Raw genomic sequence first — 17,966 nt, 5'->3', positions numbered from 1 at the left:
GCGTTGCCGATCCTCTATCTTACGTTAACGTCAACCGGCCAGCCCGCCGGCCCGATGTCTACGACCAAGCGCCGATCCCCCGGCGGTGTCGCTGGCATTAGAGTGGCGGGAGGCGGGCCCGCCATGGCTTCGCTCCCGGGCCCATCCGGCGAGACCGGCAGCCCACAAGGCCGCCGCGACGCCACAGGTGTCGATCGCGCCATCCATGCGCCCGCGATCCGGGCGCCGACAAGGAAACCGACATGAGCACAACAACAAGGCCCCGCGTCATTCACCGGCCCGACTTCATGAACGGCGACGAGTTCCGCATCCCTGTGTTCAAGCTGCTCAAGCAGGACGGCACGCCCTACAGGAATGCCAGGCTTCCACCGCTCGACAAGGACAAGGCACTGCGCATCTACCGCGCCATGCTGTTCACCCGTGTGCTCGACGAGCGCATGCTCGCCGCCCAGCGCCAGGGTCGGCTGAGCTTCTACATGCAGTCCACCGGCGAGGAAGCCACGGTGATCGGCAGTACCGCGGCGCTCGACGATGGCGACATGATCATGGCCCAGTACCGCGAGCAGGGCGCGCTGGCCTATCGCGGCTTTGGCGTCGACGAGTTCATGAACCAGCTGTTCGGCAACGACCGCGACTACGGCCGCGGCCGGCAGATGCCGGTGCACTATGGCTCGAAAAAGCTCAACTACCTGACCATCTCGTCGCCGCTGGCGACCCAGATTCCCCAGGCTACCGGCTACGCCTACGGCCAGAAGCTGGCTGGCGAAGGCCACTGCACGATCACCGTGTTCGGCGAGGGTGCCGCTTCCGAGGGCGACTTCCACGCCGCGCTCAACATGGCCTCGGTGCATCGCGTGCCGGTGATCTTCCTGTGCCGCAACAACGGCTACGCGATCTCCACGCCGGCGATCGAGCAGTTCTCCGCCGACGGTATCGCACCGCGTGCCTTCGGCTACCGCATGAAGGTGATCCGGGTCGACGGCAACGACATTCTCGCCGTCTACCAGGCCACCCGGGAGGCGCGCAAGCTGGCGGTGGAGCACAACCAGCCGGTGCTGATCGAGGCGATGACCTACCGCCTCGCCGCGCACTCGTCGTCGGACGACCCCTCGGGCTATCGCAGCCGCAAGGAGGAGGAAGCCTGGCGCGACAAGGATCCGGTGCTGCGCATGAAGCTGTGGCTCGAGGGCCAGGACTGGTGGAGCGAGGGCGAAGAGAAGCAGGAGCAGGAAACCCGTCGGCGCGAGGTGCTCGAGGCCATGAAACGCGCCGAGAAGCGTCCGCCGCCGCCGCTGGACAGCCTGGTCAGCGACGTTTACCACCAGGTGACGCCGGCGCTCGCCGACCAGCTCGAGGCGCTCAAGACGCATATCCGCAAGTATCCCGAGGCCTACCCCAAGAGCGCGCCCAGCCTCGAAGCCGAGCAGGGAGGCACTCGCGATGCCTGACATGAACATGCTGCAGGCCATCAACCAGGCGCTGGACATGGCGATGGCCGACGACGACAGGGTGATCTGCTTCGGCGAGGACGTGGGCGTGTTCGGCGGGGTGTTCCGCGCCACCAGTCACCTGCAGGACAAGTACGGCCGCGACCGGTGCTTCAATACGCCGCTGGTCGAGCAGGGCATCGTCGGTTTCGCCAACGGCCTGGCCGCGCAGGGCTCGGTGCCGGTCGCCGAGATCCAGTTCGCCGACTACATCTTTCCGGCCTTCGATCAACTGGTCAACGAGACCGCCAAGTTTCGCTATCGCTCGGGCAATCTGTTCAACGTCGGCGGCCTGACTCTGCGCACGCCCTACGGCGGCGGTATCTCCGGCGGGCTCTACCATTCGCAGTCGCCCGAGGCCTACTTCGCCCACACGCCCGGGCTCAAGATCGTCGTGCCGCGCAATCCGCACCAGGCCAAGGGTCTGCTGCTGGCGGCGATCCGCGACCCGGATCCGGTGCTGTTCTTCGAGCCCAAGCGGCTTTACCGGGCCTCCACCGGCGAGGTTCCCGAGGAGGATTACCAGCTGCCGCTGGGCAAGGCGGAAATCACCCGGCAGGGCGACGACATCACCCTGCTGGCCTGGGGGGCGCAGATGGAGGTGGCCGGCAAGGCCGCCGAACTCGCCGCCAAGGAGGGAATCTCCTGCGAGGTCATCGACCTGCGCAGCATCCTGCCGTGGGACGCCGAGACGGTGGTCGAATCGGTGCTCAAGACCGGCCGGCTGGTGATCACCCACGAGGCGCCGCTGACCGGCGGTTTCGCCGCCGAGATCGCCGCCACCGTGCAGAGCCGCTGCTTCCTCTACCTGGAGTCGCCGATCGCCCGGGTGACCGGCCTGGATACGCCGTTCCCGCTGACGCTGGAGAAGGAGTATCTGCCCGATCACCTGAAGATCTTCGAAGCGATCAAGCAGGCCATCGAATTCTAGACATGATGGATCGACCGGCAACCCGGGCGATTTCAGGAGACAACCATGAGTGATTTCATACTGCCGGACATCGGCGAAGGCATCGTCGAGTGCGAGCTGGTCAAGTGGCTGGTCGGCGAGGGCGACACCATCGCCGAGGACCAGCCGGTGGTCGAGGTGATGACCGACAAGGCGCTGGTCGAGATCACCGCCCCCGAAGCGGGGCGGGTGACGCGGCTCTACTACCGGCAGCAGGAAAATGCCCGGGTGCATTCGCCGCTGTTCGCCTACACGCCGTTGGAGCGCGCCGATGACGACGCGGCAGGTGATGCCGAGCACGAAACGGCGCATGACAGCGGCCAGCCCCCGGCGGTTGAGATACCCGCCGAGCGCCAAACACCGGCGCGGCCGAACGAAGCCGACGGCGAAACGCCGCGGGGCGCGGCGGCGAATCAGTCCGCCGGCGGCCCGCATGGGCGCATCCCGGCGAGCCCCGCGGTGCGTCGGCTGGTGCGCGAGCTCGGCGTATCGTTGTCGGCGATCCCCGGCTCCGGCAAGCATGGCCGGGTGCTCAAGGAGGACGTGCTGGCCTTCGAAAAGCACGGCGACGGCGAGGGTTCGGCCGAGCAGGCCTCCGAGGCAGGTCCGGGCGCGGCGCGGGTCGAGCCGATCCGCGGCGTGCGCGCGGTGATGGCCAGGCGCATGACCGAGTCGGCGACGACGGTTCCGCATTTCAGCTATGGCGACGAGATCGACGTCACCGAGCTGCTGGCGCTGCGCGAGCGGCTCAAGGCGCAGGCCGAGGCGGCCGGCACGCGGCTCACGCTGATGCCGCTGATCATGAAGGCGCTGGCCCTGGCGCTGCAGAGCCACCCGCTGCTCAACAGCCGGGTCGACGACGCCGTCAGCGAAATCCACTATCAGCCGCACTGCAACATCGGCATGGCGGTGGACAGCCGGGCGGGCCTGCTGGTACCCAACGTCAAGCGTGTCGAGCAGTTGAGCCTGATCGAGACCGCCCGCGAGGTGGTGCGGCTGACCGAGGCCGCCCGCGAGGGCCGGGTCAGCCAGGCGGATCTCGCCGACGGCACGATCAGCATCTCCAACATCGGCGCGCTGGGCGGCACCTACGCCGCGCCGATCATCAACCTGCCGGAGGTGGCGATCGTCGCGCTGGGCCGCACGCAGTGGCTGCCGCGCTTCGACGCGACCGGGCAGGTGGTCTCGCGGGCGATCATGACCGTCACCTGGTCGGGCGATCACCGGATCATCGACGGCGGCACCATCGCGCGCTTCTGCAACCAGTGGAAGGGCTATCTCGAGGATCCGCAATCGATGCTGCTCGAGATGCACTGAGCCGTCGGGAGCGTCGTCATGGCCAAGGAAACCCTGGAGCAGTTCTACATTCCCGAAGAGCAGTCGATCTACCTGCTCAGCCACGACGATGCCCGCAAGCTCAAGGACTGGGTGGCGCTGTGCCGCGGTCAGCTCGAACAGCTCGGCTACCGCGCCATCGAACTGGTGGGCAAGGGCGCCTACGGTTTCGTGTTCGCCGGGGTGCTGCCGCAGGCTGCTGGTCACGACGCCGCGCACGTCTTCAAGTTCTCGCGGATCACCCTGCCGCAGCACCTGCAGGACCGCCTCGAGGAGGAGGCGTTCATGCTCGAGCAGGTCGATCATCCACGCGTGCCCCGGCTGATCGCTTACCAGCGCCTCAACCGCCAGTCGATCCTGGTCATGGAGCGCGCCCCGGGGGTCAACCTCGAGGAGTATTCGCTCCGCCACGGTCGGCTGTCGCCGCGGCTGGTGGTGCGCATCGCCGCCCAGCTGGCCGACATCCTGCGGCATCTGCGTCGCGAGAACGGGCCGCACGAGCGACCGATCGTGCATGGCGACATCAAGCCCTCGAACCTGGTCTTCGACCCGGCCACCGAGCGCATCGCGCTGATCGACTGGGGCTCGTCGGTATTCGCCCAGCTGGACGCCGGCCATCAGTTCGTGACCGCCAACGTCATGGAACTGATGTCCGCCGACCTGCAGCACACCAATGCACGGCTCGGCGACGTCTATTTCATCGGCGACGAGCAGTTGAACGGCGGCCTGTCGTCGCCGCGCTTCGATGAGCAGGGCGCGGCGGCCACGCTGTACGCGCTGGCCTCGGCGCAGTCGTGCCGCTTCGGCCACCGGGCGATTCCGCCCACCGCGCTGGGCCTGCCCGTCGAGTTCGCGCGGATGCTCGAGGCGCTGCTCGACCCCGACCCGGCACGGCGTCGTCGCGCCGGCGACCATTTCATCAGCGAGATGCCGCGCCTTTCGCGGCTGGTGATGCTCGACCTGGCCGAGCCGCCGGAGACCGCGCACGTGCCGGTGTGGGTCAGGCCCAGCAACCGCGGGATCGACACCGTGGTCTACAGCTCGCGCAAGTCGTTCCTGCGCGAGGAGGCCGCCAGCGACACCCTGAACGCGGTCAACGACGTGCAGCTCGACCGCTACTACAAGAACTTCATGCAGGGCATGGGCGAGACCGAGAAGGCGTTTCTCGCCGCGGTCAGCCGGCTCGGTCGCTACCCGGTGGTCGGTGGACTGGCGGTGCGCTGGGAGAGCGACGGCGTGTACATCGACAGCGTGCTCAACCTGCACGACCTCGAACTCAAGACGGCGTTCGTCGCGGCGGTCAACAACATGGTCTCGCTGGCGCGGGCGATCTACCGCCGCGGAGTGTTCAAGAGCTGCCTGTTCAACGCCCGCGACACCCTGCACATCGACCGTGATTCGCCCGAGGCGCCGTTCGAGCCGGCGCCGGGAATGACGCTGCCCTGCGAGGTCAGCGCGGCGCCCGATCTCGAGGATCATACCCGGGTGCACTCGTACTTCGAGGATGGCCCCGACCCCGAGGAGTTCCTGCAGCTGCCGGCGGCGATCATGGCCCAGCTCGAGGCGCTCAATGCCATCCACCACACCGGGCTGATCATCTTCGAGGCGCTGCCCACCCACCTCAAGATCCACAGCTATTACCGGCTGCTCGATCCTGCGCGCGAGGCCGAGTTCCGCGCCTGCCTCGATGCCATGTTGGCGGCGGTGCCGCAGATCAATGGGCTGGGGGTGTCGGGTTACATGAAGATGCCCTACAAGGACACCAAGGTCTTCACGCATATCGAGCGACTGCCGGCGCGCTTCTATCCCAGGGATCCGCGCAGCGAAGCGGCCGAGGCGCCAGACCGGTGAGACGCGGCGACTGCCCGTTCATTTAACCCACGATAAATACACACGCCCGAGGGAGGCGTAACCTCGTTGGGGTCGCCAGGAAGGCGACAGGCAGTAACAACGCGGCGTTGCTGGGGCCTGCCTCCCCAACTACGTTTACAGGACGGACGGCAGTGCGCCGCATCACAGCAGACTAATGGAGGAGTTTGCGATGAAAGAGACTCAAGACCTGTTCCCGACCCGCCTGGAACGCAAATTGGGGATGTTCGAGCGTATCGACCCGGTGGTCCATAGCGAAGGCGAGCAACGCAAGGGACCGCTCAGCGAAGAGCAGCTCGACGAGTTCGACCGCAAGGGCTTTCTGTCCTTCGAAGGCTTCTTCGGCGAGGACGAGATGGCCGCGTTCCTGCAGGAACTGCGCGATTACGAGAGCGACGAGGATCTCAAGCTGTCGGAAGGCACCGTTCTCGAGCCCGGCAAGGAGGAGATTCGCTCGATCTTCGGCATTCACGAAGTATCCGAACGTTTCAGTCGGATGACCCGCGATCCGCGACTGCTGAGCATGGTCCAGCAGATCCTGGGCGGCGATGCCTACATCCACCAGTCGCGCATCAATTACAAGCCCGGCTTCAAGGGCAAGGGCTTCGACTGGCATTCCGACTTCGAGACCTGGCACAGCGAGGACGGCATGCCGCGCATGCGCTCGGTGAGCTGTTCGATCATCCTTACCGACAACGGTGAGTTCAACGGTCCGTTGATGCTGGTCCCCGGCTCGCACAGATATTTCGTGCCGTGTGTCGGGCGTACCCCGGAGGACAACTACAAGGAGTCGCTGAAGAGTCAGGACATTGGTGTGCCGGATGATGCCAGCCTGCGCGACCTGATGGTCAAGGGCGATATCGAAGCGCCCAAGGGGCCCGCCGGTTCGCTGGTGATGTTCGAATGCAACACCCTGCACGGCTCGAACATCAACATGTCGTGCTGGCCGCGCAGCAATCTGTTCTTCGTCTACAACAGCGTCGAGAACACCCTGCACGACCCGTACTGCGGCAATCGTCCGCGCCCCGAGTTCCTGGCCAATCGCAAGGACTGGCGGCCGCTGACGCCGGTCGAGTAGGCCGTGGCAGGCTGTATGGCCGCTTCAAGGGCACCCGACGGGGTGCCTTTTTTGTGCCAGGCCGACTGGCTACGGGTGAAGAAATCGTGGCAAATCGGTACAATCGCGCACTTTTGCCGCGTCGGCCTCTCTATTCCGGCCCCTCTTCGATTGGACCCCTTAGTGATCTCCACAGCCAACATCACCATGCAGTTCGGGGCCAAGCCCCTGTTCGAAAACGTTTCGGTCAAGTTCAACAACGGCAACCGCTACGGCCTGATCGGCGCCAACGGTAGCGGCAAGTCGACCTTCATGAAGATCCTCGGCGGCGAGCTGGAGCCCTCGGGCGGCCAGGTCATGCTCGAGCCCGGCACCCGCCTGGGCAAGTTGCGTCAGGACCAGTTCGGCTACGAAGAGTACCGGGTGATCGACACGGTGATCATGGGCAACGCCGAACTCTGGCAGGTCGCCGCCGAACGCGAGGCGATCTACGCCCAGGCCGAGATGAGCGAGGCCGACGGCATGCGCGTCGCCGACCTGGAAACCCAGTTCGCCGAACTCGACGGCTACACCGCCGAGGCGCGTGCCGGCGAGCTGCTGCTCGGACTGGGCATCCCCGAGATTCAGCATTTCGGTCCGATGAGCGCCGTGTCGCCGGGCTGGAAGCTGCGCGTGCTGCTGGCCCAGGCGCTGTTCTCCGATCCCGACGTGCTGCTGCTCGACGAGCCGACCAACCACCTGGACATCAATACCATTCGCTGGCTGGAAGGCGTGCTGACTGCGCGCAGCAGCACCATGGTGATCATTTCCCACGACCGCCACTTCCTCAACAGCGTCTGCACCCACATGGCGGATCTCGATTACGGCGAGATCCAGCTGTTTCCCGGCAATTACGACGAGTACATGACCGCGGCGACCCAGGCCCGCGAGCGCCTGCATGCCGACAACGCCAAGAAGAAGGCGGAGATTGCCGAGCTCCAGCAGTTCGTCAGCCGTTTCTCCGCCAATGCGTCCAAGGCCAAGCAGGCCACCTCGCGTCAGCGCAAGATCGACAAGATCAAGCTCGACGAGATCAAGCCTTCGAGCCGGGTCAGTCCGTTCATACGCTTCGAGCAGAATCGCAAGATCCACCGCGGCGCGGTGAGCGTCGAGAACCTGACCAAGGCCTACGATGCAGCGGCGCCCTTGTTCGAGCGCCTGAGCCTGCAGGTCGAGGCCGGTGAACGGGTGGCAATCATCGGCCCCAACGGCGTCGGCAAGACCACGCTGCTGCGCTGTCTGACCGGTTCGCTGGCGCCGACGCGCGGCACGGTGAAGTGGACCGATGCCGCCGAGGTGGGCTACTTCGCCCAGGACCACGCCGACGCCTTCGCCTTCGATGCCACGCTCTACGACTGGATGGCGCAGTGGACCGACGGCGGCGAGCAGGCGATCCGCGGGGCGCTGGGCCGCATGCTGTTCTCCAACGACGACATCGGCAAGTCGGTCAAGGTGATCTCCGGCGGTGAACAGGGCCGCATGCTGTTCGGCAAGCTGGCGCTCGAGAAACCCAACGTGCTGGTCATGGACGAGCCCACCAATCATCTCGACATGGAATCGATCGAGGCGCTCAACCTGGCTCTCGAGCATTATCCGGGCACGCTGATTTTCGTCAGCCACGACCGTGAATTCGTCTCGTCGCTGGCCACCCGCATCCTCGACATGAGCGGCGAGGGCGTCACCGACTTCACCGGCAGCTACGAGGACTACCTGCGCAGCCAGGGCGTCTACGGCTGAGCGTCACGACGTCGTGGCGCATGGCACCCCCGTGCCGGGGTGACGTATGGTAGCCGAAGGGCCGTTTTTCGCTCAGCGGATCGGCGAATCCAACCAGGGGAAAACCATGACCGAATCCCGAGATCGCTTCGCCCGGGCCACCGCCCGGCTGGACTCGCTGCATGGCGAGGACCCGAAACGCATCGAGGTGGCCGGTGAATCGCTGCCCTACGAGCTCTTCTATGCGCGCTGCATGAGCGAATGGCTGGCGCGCGTCGCGCCCGAGGCCTCCGAGGCGCTGCAACTGGCGGTGCGCGCCCAGCATCTGCAGCGCTGGCAGATCCCGCGCGACGACTATCCCCGCGACCGCCCGGGCTATCTCGCCTGGCGGCGCGAGCTGGGCCGTCGCCAGGCCGAGACCGCCGCTGCGGTGCTGCGCGAGAGCGGCTACGACCAGGCGAGCTGCGAGCACGTCGCGCAGATGATCCGCAAGGAGCGGCTGCGCAGCGACCCCGATGCCCAGGCGCTCGAGGACAGCGCCTGCCTGGTATTCCTCGAACACGAGTTCGAGGACTTCGCCAGCCGCCACGACGATGACAAGCTGATTCGCATCCTGCGCAAGACCTGGCACAAGATGTCGCCGCGCGGTCACGAGCTGGCGCTGACGATCACGCTGTCGCCGCGCGCGCAACGGCTGCTCGAACGCGCCCTTGCCTAGCGAGCCCCGGCCCGCTGGCGTCGTTCAGCGCAGCTTGGTCAGGCGCAGTTCGGCGATCTCGGCCGGCGGATGGAAGCTGTCGGGACTGGCATCGTGCCAGAAGCGCCGGAAGACGCTGTGCTCGGGCGTACCGTCGAGCAGCTCGCCGGGTTCCAGGTAGGGATAGAGCATCGACAACGACTGGATCTCGGTGCGCGAGACCCGGCGCAGCACGTGTTCCGGACCCAGTTCTTCGGTACTGGTGAGCCCCGCGGCACCGAGCATCTCCGCCAGTGCGGCGAGGGTGTTGTCATGAAACCGGTGGACGCGTCGGGTCTTGTCGGCGACATCGAGCTTGCTGCTGCGGCGCGGGTCCTGGGTCGCCACGCCACTGGGGCAGCGGTCGGTATGGCAGGACATCGACTGGATGCAGCCCAGCGCGAACATGTAGCCGCGCGCGGCATTGCACCAGTCGGCACCCAGCGCGATGGTGCGCGCGATATCGAAGGCGCTGACGATCTTGCCGGCCGCGCCGACACGGATATGCTCGCGCAGGTTGGCGCCGACCAGGGTGTTGTGGACTAGCAGCAGGGCCTCGGTCAGCGGCATGCCCAGACGGTTGATGAACTCGAGCGGGGCGGCCCCGGTGCCGCCTTCGCCGCCGTCGACGACGATGAAGTCGGGGTGCGTGCCGCTTTCACGCATGGCCTTGACCAGGCCGAACCATTCCCACGGGTGGCCGATGGCCAGCTTGATGCCCACCGGCTTGTCGCCCGACAGCTCGCGCAGCCGTTCGATGAAGGCCAGCATCTCACGCGGTGTGGTGAAGGCGCTGTGGCCAGCCGGCGAAATCACGTCCCGGTGCATCGGCACGCCGCGGGTGGCGGCGATTTCCGGAGTCACCTTGGCGGCCGGCAATATACCGCCGTGCCCGGGCTTGGCGCCCTGCGAGAGCTTGATCTCGATCATCTTGACCGCTTCGAGGGTGGCGTTCTCGACGAAGCGCCGTTCGCTGAAGCGGCCATCCTCATGGCGGCAACCGAAGTAGCCCGAGCCGATCTCCCACACCAGGTCGCCCCCGCGACGATGATAGGGGGAGATCGCCCCCTCGCCGGTATCGTGATAGAAGCCGCCGAGCCGGGCACCGCCGTTCAGCGCACTGATGGCGTTGGCCGACAGCGAACCGAAGCTCATCGCCGAGATGTTGAACACGCTCGCCGAGTAGGGCTTGGCGCGCACCGCTCCGATGGTCACGCGGAAATCGTGTGACGCGATGTGGTGCGGCTGCAGGGAAGGGCTGATCCACTCGTAGCCCTCGGCGTAGAGATCCTGCACCGAGCCGAAGGCTTTCTTGTCGACCACGTTCTTGGCGCGCTGATAGACAAGCGAGCGCTGCTCGCGGGAGTAGGGACGTTCGTCGGTATCGGCCTCGATGAGATACTGGCGGATCTCCGGGCCGACCGCCTCGAGGGCGTAGCGAAGATGCGCCAGGATCGGATAGAGACGGCTCACCGTGTGGCGGCGTTGCAGCAGATCGTAGCTGCCCAGCGCAACGAGCAGCGCGAATGCCAGCGCGGCCCAACCCCAGTCGGGTGACAGCAGGCTCGCCAGCAAGGACGCGATGAGCCCGACGATGCTTGCCACATAAAGGGCGTAGCGCAAAGGCAGGCGGCTCAGCAGCGAGGGGCCGGGCATGAGGCGATATCTCCAGTGTCGAATGCGCCGCCCAGTCAAAAGCAGCTTGTAAGCGAATGCAAGCTCGGCTCCGCCGATGGCCGGCGTGGTGCGTGACTGGCTTGCCCGTCGCCAGCGCCGGTTGCCGGTTGCCGGTTCCGCCGAGGGTTGCACGGTGTGCGGGCTCGTCTAGCCTTGTGAATGACGGCAGACATCCGACAAGCGCTACGGAGGCATCTCGGTGACCCAGGATTCCACGACCCCGGCCTCTCCCTGGTGGCTGCAGGCAGGCGACGAAGAGTGTCCGGCCTGCCTGCGTCGTTTTCACGTCGAGGCGGGCTATTACTGCGTGCGTTGCGACCAGCCGATCTGTCCGCTGTGCGTGGTCGAATTGCGCGCAAGTCGGGAGATCGTCTGTTCCGATTGCCTGGAGGAGGGGTGACGATGGGTGCCCGGGCCATGTGGCGCGGCGTGCTCCGCTTCGGCGAGGCGCGCGTGCCGGTCAGGCTCTACGCCGCGGTGGCCGATCGCAGCGTGCACTTTCGGCTGCTGCACCGCAAGGATCGCGCTCCGGTCCGCCAGGTGATGGTCGACCCCGTGGCCGAACGGGTGGTGCCCTACGCCGAGAGCCGGCGCGCCTACCCGACCGAGCAGGGCGGTCTGGTGGTCCTCGATCGCGACGAGCTCGCCGAACTCGAGCCCGAATCCTCGCGGGAGATCGCCGTCGAGCATTTTCTGCCGGCTCGCAGCATCGATCATCGCTGGTACAGCCGACCCTACTATCTGGGCCCCGATGGTGACGAGGACGCCTACTTCGCCTTGATCGAAGCGCTCGAGGAGAGCCAGCGCGAGGGCCTGGCGCGCTGGGTCATGCGCCGCAAGACCTATCACGGCGCGCTGCGCCTGCATGGCGGCTATCCGATGCTGATCGCGCTGCGCCACGCCGACGAGGTGGTGCCGGCCGATAGCCTCCAGGCACCTTCCGGAGATGCCCTCGAGGACAAGGAGCTGCACATGGCGCAGCAACTGATCGATACGCTCGAGGCGCCCTTCGAGCCGGGCGAGTATCACGACGACTATCGCCAGCGGGTGCTGGAGATGATCGACGACAAGCGCCGCGGCAAGCACGTCAAGGTCACGCCGCTGCGCCGGCCCGAGCCGTCCAGGGACCTGACCCGGGCGCTGGAAGCCAGCCTCAAGGAGGTCGGCCATGGCTGATTCGCGTCGGCGGTCCAGGAAGACCGATGCCGACAAGCAGCACAAGGCTGGATCGGCGGTGCGCGGCCCTCGGCCGTTCTGGTCGGGAACGATCAGTTTCGGCCTGGTCAACCTGCCGGTGGGGCTGTATCCGGCGCAGCACGGCAAGTCGGTGCGCCTGCGCATGGTCGATGACCAGGGCACGCCGCTGGCGCGCCGCTATTACTGCGAGAAGGAGACCAGGATCCTCGCCGGCAGCGAGTTGATACGCGGCTATGAAGTCGAGCGTGACGACTATGTGCTGGTCGAGGATGACGAACTCGAGGCGCTGGCCCCCGAGAAATCGCAGGATATCGATCTAGAACGCTTCGTGGGACTGGACGAGATCGCCCCGATCTATTTCGAACGGGCCTATTTCCTCACGCCCGAGGAGGGCGCCACCCGTGCCTATCGATTGCTCGCGGACAGCATGGAATCGGCTTCGCGGGCGGGGATCGCCACCTTCGTGATGCGTGGCAAGCAGTACCTGGTGGCGATCATCGCCGAACGGGGCATCCTGCGGGCCGAGACACTGCGTTATCACGACGAGTTGCGCTCGCCCGAGTCGATCGGCCTGCCCGAACGCAAGCCCGCCGCGCAAGCCACCCGTCGCCGGATCGTCGAGTCGATCGACCGCTGTGCCAGCGACCGGTTCGAGCGCAGCTGGCTGGAAAACGCCGATGCCCAGCGCATCCTCGAGCGTGTCGACGACAAGCTCGAACGCGATGAGGACGTCATCTGGCCAGACGATACGGAGATGAACGCCGACGACGAAGAGGGCGGCGAGGTCATCGACCTGATGCAGGTCCTCAAGCAGAGCCTGTCCGAAGGACGCTCGCCCGCCACGGGCGGCCCCAGTCGGCAGCAGTCCGACACCACAAAGGGGCGCCAGGGCGGGTCGCGCAAGCAGAGCCAGCACGAGGGTTCAGCCAAGAAGGGCTCAGACAAGGGGGCGGATGACAAGAAGGCAGCAAGCAAGCGCGCCACGGCCAAGCGCGGGAACAAGACCCAGCCCCCGGCCGGCAAGCCAGGCGCTGGCCGTAAAAGCGCCGCTGCGGGCGAGCGTCGCCAGACGAGCGCCAAGCGCCGTGGGCGTAAGCCTGACGGGGCGCAGCTGAGCGAGCTGTCGCGTCAGGCGCTCTATCGGCGCGCCCAGGAGATGGGGATCCCCGGGCGCAGCCAGATGACCAAGGCCGAACTCATCGAGGCCATCCGGAGCGCCGCTTAACCCGCCTGACGCCGGTCGCCCATGCCGCCGGTGTCGGTCGCGGGCAGTTCGCACGCCCACGCCATCGCCTCGGCCTTCCTGGCGTTGGCGAACAGCCGGACCTCGAGCGGCCTGAACAGCCGGTTCTCGGCCGCGACGACCGGGTGCAGCCAGCGGTGGTCGGAGACCGCCGCGGCGCGATGGAAGTGGCTCAGCTGCCCGAGCTGGGTCAGCCCGTAGCCCAGGTCGCGCAGCAGCGCCGAGGCGCTCATCCAGCGCAGCGCATCGAGTTCTGCGTACAGGCTGACCCGTGGGTGGGCCCGCTTGGCGGCCTCGATGGCGTCGATCGCGGTTTGCAGTTCGCGGGCGTCGAGCCGGCCGCCGACACGCAGGGCGACGACGTGCGCAGCCGGGGCGGTAATCAGTTCGAGCATGGCGGTTTCCTCGCGGAGAACGGACATACCCAGCGTAGCACTCCCGGCGCGTGTCCCGGTCACGGCGTCTGGGGCAGTTCGCGCTCCAGGCGTCGTTGCACATCCTTCGGCGAGCCGGTATGGCGGGCCAGCAGGTCGTAGGCCACGGGGACGACGAACAGCGTGAACAGCGTCGCCGCGGCGACCCCGCAGAGAATCACCGTGCCCAGCACGGCGCGGGTCTCGGCGCCCGCGCCGGTCGATACGATCAGCGGTATCGCACCGGCCATGGTGGTCACCGCGGTCATCAGGATCGGCCGCAGGCGGGTCACCGAGGCCTCGACCAGCGCATCGTGGAACGCCAGCCCCTCGTCGCGCAGCTGGTTGGCGAACTCGACGATCAGGATGCCGTTCTTGGCGGCCAGGCCGACCAGCATCACCAGCCCCACCTGGCTGTAGATGTTCAGCGACTGGCCGGTCAGCCACAGGCCGAGCAGCGCGCCGCACATCGCCAGCGGTACGCTGAGCATGATCACCAGCGGGTGGATGAAGCTCTCGAACTGGGCGGCCAGCACCAGGAACACCACCAGCGTGCCCAGCACCAGCAGGAAGGTCGTGGCGCCGCTGGATTCGCGATAGTCGCGGGAGGGTCCCTTGACGTCGGTCTGGGCCTCGGCGGGCAGCAGGTCGTCGGCGCTGCGTTCCAGGTAGGCCAGTGCCTCGCCCATCGGGTAGCCGTCGGCCAGGTCGGCCTCGAGGGTGATGGCGCGAATCCGGTTGAAGCGATTCAGGGTGCCCGCGCCGGCGAAGTCGCTGAAGCGCACCAGGCTGGCCAGCGGAATCAGCTCGCCGCTGCGTGCCGAGCGCACCTGGATGTTGTCCAGCGAGCGCGGGCTGCGCTGGGCCTCGCGCTGGCCCTCGAGGATCACCTCGTACTCCTCGCCGTCGTCGACGTAGCGGGTCACGTTGCGACCGCCGAGCAGCGTCTCCAGGGTTCGGCCGATCTCGCTGACGGTCACGCCGAGACTGGCGGCGCGATCGTAGTCGATGGTGACGCGCAACTGCGGCTGGGTCTCCTCGTAGTCGCTGTCGAGATCGCGCAGTCCCGGGTTGTCGTCGCGGATATGCGCGAACAGGGTGTCGCGCCACTCGGCGAGCTCCTCATAGGTGCCGCCGCCGAGCACGAACTGCACGGGCTTCTCGATGCCGCCGCCGAAGCCCTGGCGCATCACCGGCGTGGCGCTCACGCCCGGCAGTCCGGCCAGGCGCTCGCGGACCTCGGCCATGATCGGCCAGGCGGCACGTCGCTGGCTCCAGTCGCTCAGGTTGACGATCGCGAAGCCGCTGTTGAAGGTCTCGAGGTTGCCGTAGCCGCGCGGCGCGCGTACCACCACGCGCTCGATCTCGCCGGCCTCGCGCATCGGCAGCAGGCGCGCCTCGATCTCGTTCATGTAGTCGAGCATGTAGTCGAAGCTGGCGCCCTCGGGGCCGTTGACCAGGATGTAGAAATTGCCGCGATCCTCGCGGGGGGTGTACTCGTTGGGCAGCTGTCCGGCCAGCCACACGCTGGCGCCGATCAGCGCGGCGAACAGGGCGACCATCAGCAGCCGCAGTTTCAAAACGCGCAGCAACGAGGCGCGATACAGCCGCTGGCTGAAATCGAGCAGGGCGTGCACGGCATGCGCCAGGCGGCTCTCGTGCATCCCGTTGGAGAGGATCTTGGAAGCCAGCATCGGCGCCAGCGACAGTGCCAGCAGGCTGGAAAAGGCCACCGCGGCGGCCAGCGTCAGGGCGAATTCCGAGAACAGCCGGCCGATGTCGCCCTGCAGGAAGCTCAGCGGCACGAACACCGCGATCAGCACCAGTGTGGTGGCGATCACCGCGAAGCCGATCTGGCGGGTGCCACGATAGGCGGCGACCAGCGGCGTCTCGCCATGCACGCGCATGCGGCGGTGGATGTTCTCGAGCACCACGATGGCGTCGTCGACGATCAGCCCGATCGCCAGCACCAGCGCCAGTAGGGTCAGCAGATTGAGGGTGAAGCCGAACAGCGCCAGGGCGATGAAGGTGGCGATCACCGAGACCGGCACGGTCACAGCCGGTACCAGGGTGCTGCGGATATTGCCGAGGAACAGGAAGATCACCGCGACCACCAGCGTCATGGCGATGAACAGCGTCGTGACCACCTGGTCGATGGCATCGGCAACGAAGACCGAGGAGTCGACATTGAGTGCCAGCGTCATGCCTTCGGGCAGCGTCGGCTGCAGGCGCTCGAGCTCGGCGGTGACGCCCTCCGAGACCGTCAGCAGGTTGGCGGTGGACTGGCGCATCATGCCCAGCCCGACCATCGGCGTGCCGTTGCCGCGGTAGAGGGTGCGCGTCTCGACGGCGCCGATCTCGACCCGGGCGACGTCGTCGAGCCGCACCAGGTAGCCGCCGTCTCCCTGGACGAGCACCAGCGAGCGGAAATCCTCGGGGGTGGCGAAGTTGCGCGGCAGGCGAACGATGAACTGGCGCTCCTGGGATTCGATGGAGCCGGCCGGCAGCTCGACGTTCTCGGCGCGCAGCGCGTCCTCGACGTCGCCCGCGGTCAGGTCGCGCGCCGCCAGGGCGTTGCGGTCGAGCCAGATGCGCATGGCGTATTGCTGGTCGCCGCTGACCCGGACCCGGGACACGCCGGGCTGCACCGAGAAGCGGTCGACCAGGTAGCGGTTGGCGTAGTCGGTGAGCTCGGCAATCGAATAGCGCTCGCCGGACAGGCTCAGCCACAGCACCACTTCCTCGCTCGAGTCGGCCTTCTCGACCTCGGGCGGGTCGGCTTCGTCGGGGAGGTTGTCGGCGGAGCCGGAGATGCGGTCGCGGACGTCGTTGGCGGCGGCCTCGATGTCCCGCGACAGGGCGAATTCGATGTTGATCTCCGACTCGCCGTCCTCGCTGGAGGACTCGATCACCTGGATGCCCTCGATCCCGGCGATGCTGTCCTCGAGCACCTGGGTGACGCGGGTTTCGACCACGCTGGCCGAGGCACCGGGGTAGCGCGTGTCGATGCTGACGATCGGCGGGTCGATGGCCGGATATTCCTGCAGCGGCAGACGCTGCAGCGCCAGCAGGCCGAAGGCGATCAGCAGCAGCGCCAGCACGCTGGCCAGCACCGGGCGCTGGATCGAGATATCCGACAGGCGCATCAGCCGGCATCCCCGGATGCGGCGGTGCGGCTACGCTCGAGCAGCTCGGCGATGTCGGTGTCGCCGTCGTCGATGCCCAGCAGGCTGACCGTGTCGCCTTCGCGCACGCGCTGGGTGCCGTGACTGACTACCAGATCGCCGGCCTTGAGGCCTTCGAGGACCTCCACTTCGCCGGCACGGCGTTCGCCGAGCCCGACCGGGTGACGCTCGACGCGGTTGTCGTCGTCGATGCGCATCACGAACTGCTTGTCGCCCTGGGGGATCAGCGCCTCCTCGGGGATCGTCAGGGTCCGGCGCGGACGTCGGTCGATGACGACTTCCATGAGCATGCCGGGGCGCAGGCGACCGTCGGGGTTGGCCAGCACGGCACGCACCGGGATGCTGCGGCTGACCGGGTCGATGCGCGTGCCGATGCTGTCGATCTCGCCATCGAAGACGCTGTCCGGGTAGCTTTCGGTGCGCGCACGCAACGTGAGCCCCCGGCGCAGTCCGGCGAGGTGCACCGCGGGCACGTCGAAGTCGAGCTTGACCACGTCGAGCTTGTCGAGCGTGACCAGCGCCATGCCCGGCGTGACCAGCGTGCCGGGGCTGATATTGCGAAAGCCGACGACGCCGGCGAACGGTGCGCGGATGCGGTGATCGGCCAGGCGTGCCTCGATCGCCTCGATCTGGGCCTCGATCTGGCGCAGCCGGGCGCGGTTGTCCTCGACGTCGGCGCGCGGGGCGAGATTGCGCGATTGCAGCTGAGTCGAGCGCTGCAGCACGTTATTGCGCTCGGCGCGCTGGGCCTGGGCGGCGCGCAGATCGGCGCTGACCTCGCTGTCGTCGAGGCGCACCAGCAGCTGGCCGGCCTCGACGCGCTGACCGTCGCTGAAATCGATCTCGTCGACGACCTCGGTGAGGGTGGCCGAAAGCGTCACGCTCTCGTCGGCACGCAGGGTCCCCAGCGCCTCGAGCGGAGTGCTCCAGTCGCGCAGTTCGGCGCGGGCGGCGATCACCGGGGTCGCTTCGGCCGCGGTCGCGGCCGTGGCGGCGAACGTCAGCAGGGTCATCGCCAGCATGGCGAGCCGGCGGGGCAACAAGCGGGTCCTCGCAAGGGGCG

General features: G+C 67.2%; 14 protein-coding genes. 10 read left to right on the top strand and 4 right to left on the bottom strand.

Features of this window, described 5'->3' with window-relative positions:
• Positions 1–242: 242 nt before the first annotated feature.
• The 7 genes from HR9077_RS00915 to HR9077_RS00885 all read left to right on the top strand — a co-directional run bounded on the left by HR9077_RS00915 (position 243) and on the right by HR9077_RS00885 (position 9,170).
• Positions 243–1,448: a thiamine pyrophosphate-dependent dehydrogenase E1 component subunit alpha gene (locus HR9077_RS00915; protein WP_136064189.1), complete on the top strand. Its 1,206-nt coding sequence runs from the start codon at positions 243–245 to the stop codon at positions 1,446–1,448.
• Positions 1,441–2,418 carry an alpha-ketoacid dehydrogenase subunit beta gene (locus tag HR9077_RS00910; protein WP_136064187.1) on the top strand — a complete coding sequence of 326 codons (978 nt, stop codon included), beginning with the start codon at positions 1,441–1,443 and terminating at the stop codon, positions 2,416–2,418. The genes HR9077_RS00915 and HR9077_RS00910 overlap by 8 nt, the downstream gene beginning before the upstream one ends.
• A 45-nt stretch (positions 2,419–2,463) precedes the next feature.
• Positions 2,464–3,753, top strand: a complete 1,290-nt coding sequence (locus tag HR9077_RS00905; protein WP_136064185.1) for a 2-oxo acid dehydrogenase subunit E2 — start codon at positions 2,464–2,466, stop codon at positions 3,751–3,753.
• A gap of 18 nt (positions 3,754–3,771) precedes the next feature.
• Positions 3,772–5,622, top strand: coding sequence for a protein kinase domain-containing protein (locus HR9077_RS00900; RefSeq protein WP_136064183.1), 1,851 nt, complete (start codon positions 3,772–3,774; stop codon positions 5,620–5,622).
• Positions 5,623–5,812: 190 nt separating this feature from the next.
• The gene (thpD, locus tag HR9077_RS00895) at positions 5,813–6,718 is read left to right on the top strand and encodes an ectoine hydroxylase (RefSeq protein ID WP_136064181.1); all 906 of its coding nucleotides are present in this window, start codon (positions 5,813–5,815) and stop codon (positions 6,716–6,718) included.
• Between the two features lie 162 nt (positions 6,719–6,880).
• On the top strand, positions 6,881–8,473 hold the full coding sequence (locus HR9077_RS00890; RefSeq protein ID WP_136064179.1) for an ABC-F family ATPase: 1,593 nt from the start codon (positions 6,881–6,883) through the stop codon (positions 8,471–8,473).
• Between the two features lie 106 nt (positions 8,474–8,579).
• Positions 8,580–9,170, top strand: a complete 591-nt coding sequence (locus HR9077_RS00885) for a DUF4202 domain-containing protein (protein WP_136064177.1) — start codon at positions 8,580–8,582, stop codon at positions 9,168–9,170.
• Between the two features lie 24 nt (positions 9,171–9,194).
• Here HR9077_RS00885 and HR9077_RS00880 read toward each other — a convergent pair whose 3' ends face one another.
• Positions 9,195–10,844 (bottom strand): FMN-binding glutamate synthase family protein, encoded by a 1,650-nt coding sequence (locus HR9077_RS00880; RefSeq protein WP_136064175.1) that lies wholly within the window; start codon positions 10,842–10,844, stop codon positions 9,195–9,197.
• 220 nt (positions 10,845–11,064) lie between these two features.
• Between HR9077_RS00880 and HR9077_RS00875 the strand changes: the two genes are divergently transcribed.
• The 3 genes from HR9077_RS00875 to ku (HR9077_RS00865) are packed head-to-tail and all read left to right on the top strand — an operon-like array spanning position 11,065 to position 13,287.
• The gene (locus HR9077_RS00875) at positions 11,065–11,265 is read left to right on the top strand and encodes a hypothetical protein (protein WP_136064174.1); all 201 of its coding nucleotides are present in this window, start codon (positions 11,065–11,067) and stop codon (positions 11,263–11,265) included.
• A 2-nt stretch (positions 11,266–11,267) separates the two neighbouring features.
• Positions 11,268–12,041 (top strand): non-homologous end joining protein Ku, encoded by a 774-nt coding sequence (gene ku / locus HR9077_RS00870; RefSeq protein WP_136064172.1) that lies wholly within the window; start codon positions 11,268–11,270, stop codon positions 12,039–12,041.
• Positions 12,034–13,287 carry a non-homologous end joining protein Ku gene (gene ku / locus HR9077_RS00865; protein ID WP_136064411.1) on the top strand — a complete coding sequence of 418 codons (1,254 nt, stop codon included), beginning with the start codon at positions 12,034–12,036 and terminating at the stop codon, positions 13,285–13,287. The genes ku (HR9077_RS00870) and ku (HR9077_RS00865) overlap by 8 nt, the downstream gene beginning before the upstream one ends.
• Here ku (HR9077_RS00865) and HR9077_RS00860 read toward each other — a convergent pair.
• The 3 genes from HR9077_RS00860 to HR9077_RS00850 are packed head-to-tail and all read right to left on the bottom strand — an operon-like array spanning position 13,284 to position 17,925.
• Positions 13,284–13,700, bottom strand: a complete 417-nt coding sequence (locus tag HR9077_RS00860; protein ID WP_136064170.1) for a SpoIIAA family protein — start codon at positions 13,698–13,700, stop codon at positions 13,284–13,286. The genes ku (HR9077_RS00865) and HR9077_RS00860 overlap by 4 nt on opposite strands.
• Positions 13,701–13,759: 59 nt before the next feature.
• The gene (locus HR9077_RS00855; protein ID WP_136064167.1) at positions 13,760–16,864 is read right to left on the bottom strand and encodes an efflux RND transporter permease subunit; all 3,105 of its coding nucleotides are present in this window, start codon (positions 16,862–16,864) and stop codon (positions 13,760–13,762) included.
• Positions 16,864–17,925: an efflux RND transporter periplasmic adaptor subunit gene (locus tag HR9077_RS00850; protein WP_136064409.1), complete on the bottom strand. Its 1,062-nt coding sequence runs from the start codon at positions 17,923–17,925 to the stop codon at positions 16,864–16,866. Before HR9077_RS00850 ends, HR9077_RS00855 begins: the two co-directional genes overlap by 1 nt.
• Between the last annotated feature and the right edge of the window lie 41 nt (positions 17,926–17,966).

It is taken from the genome of Modicisalibacter radicis, assembly GCF_900961225.1.
Classification (GTDB): domain Bacteria; phylum Pseudomonadota; class Gammaproteobacteria; order Pseudomonadales; family Halomonadaceae; genus Modicisalibacter.
This window is presented reverse-complemented; position numbering and strand designations above follow the sequence as displayed.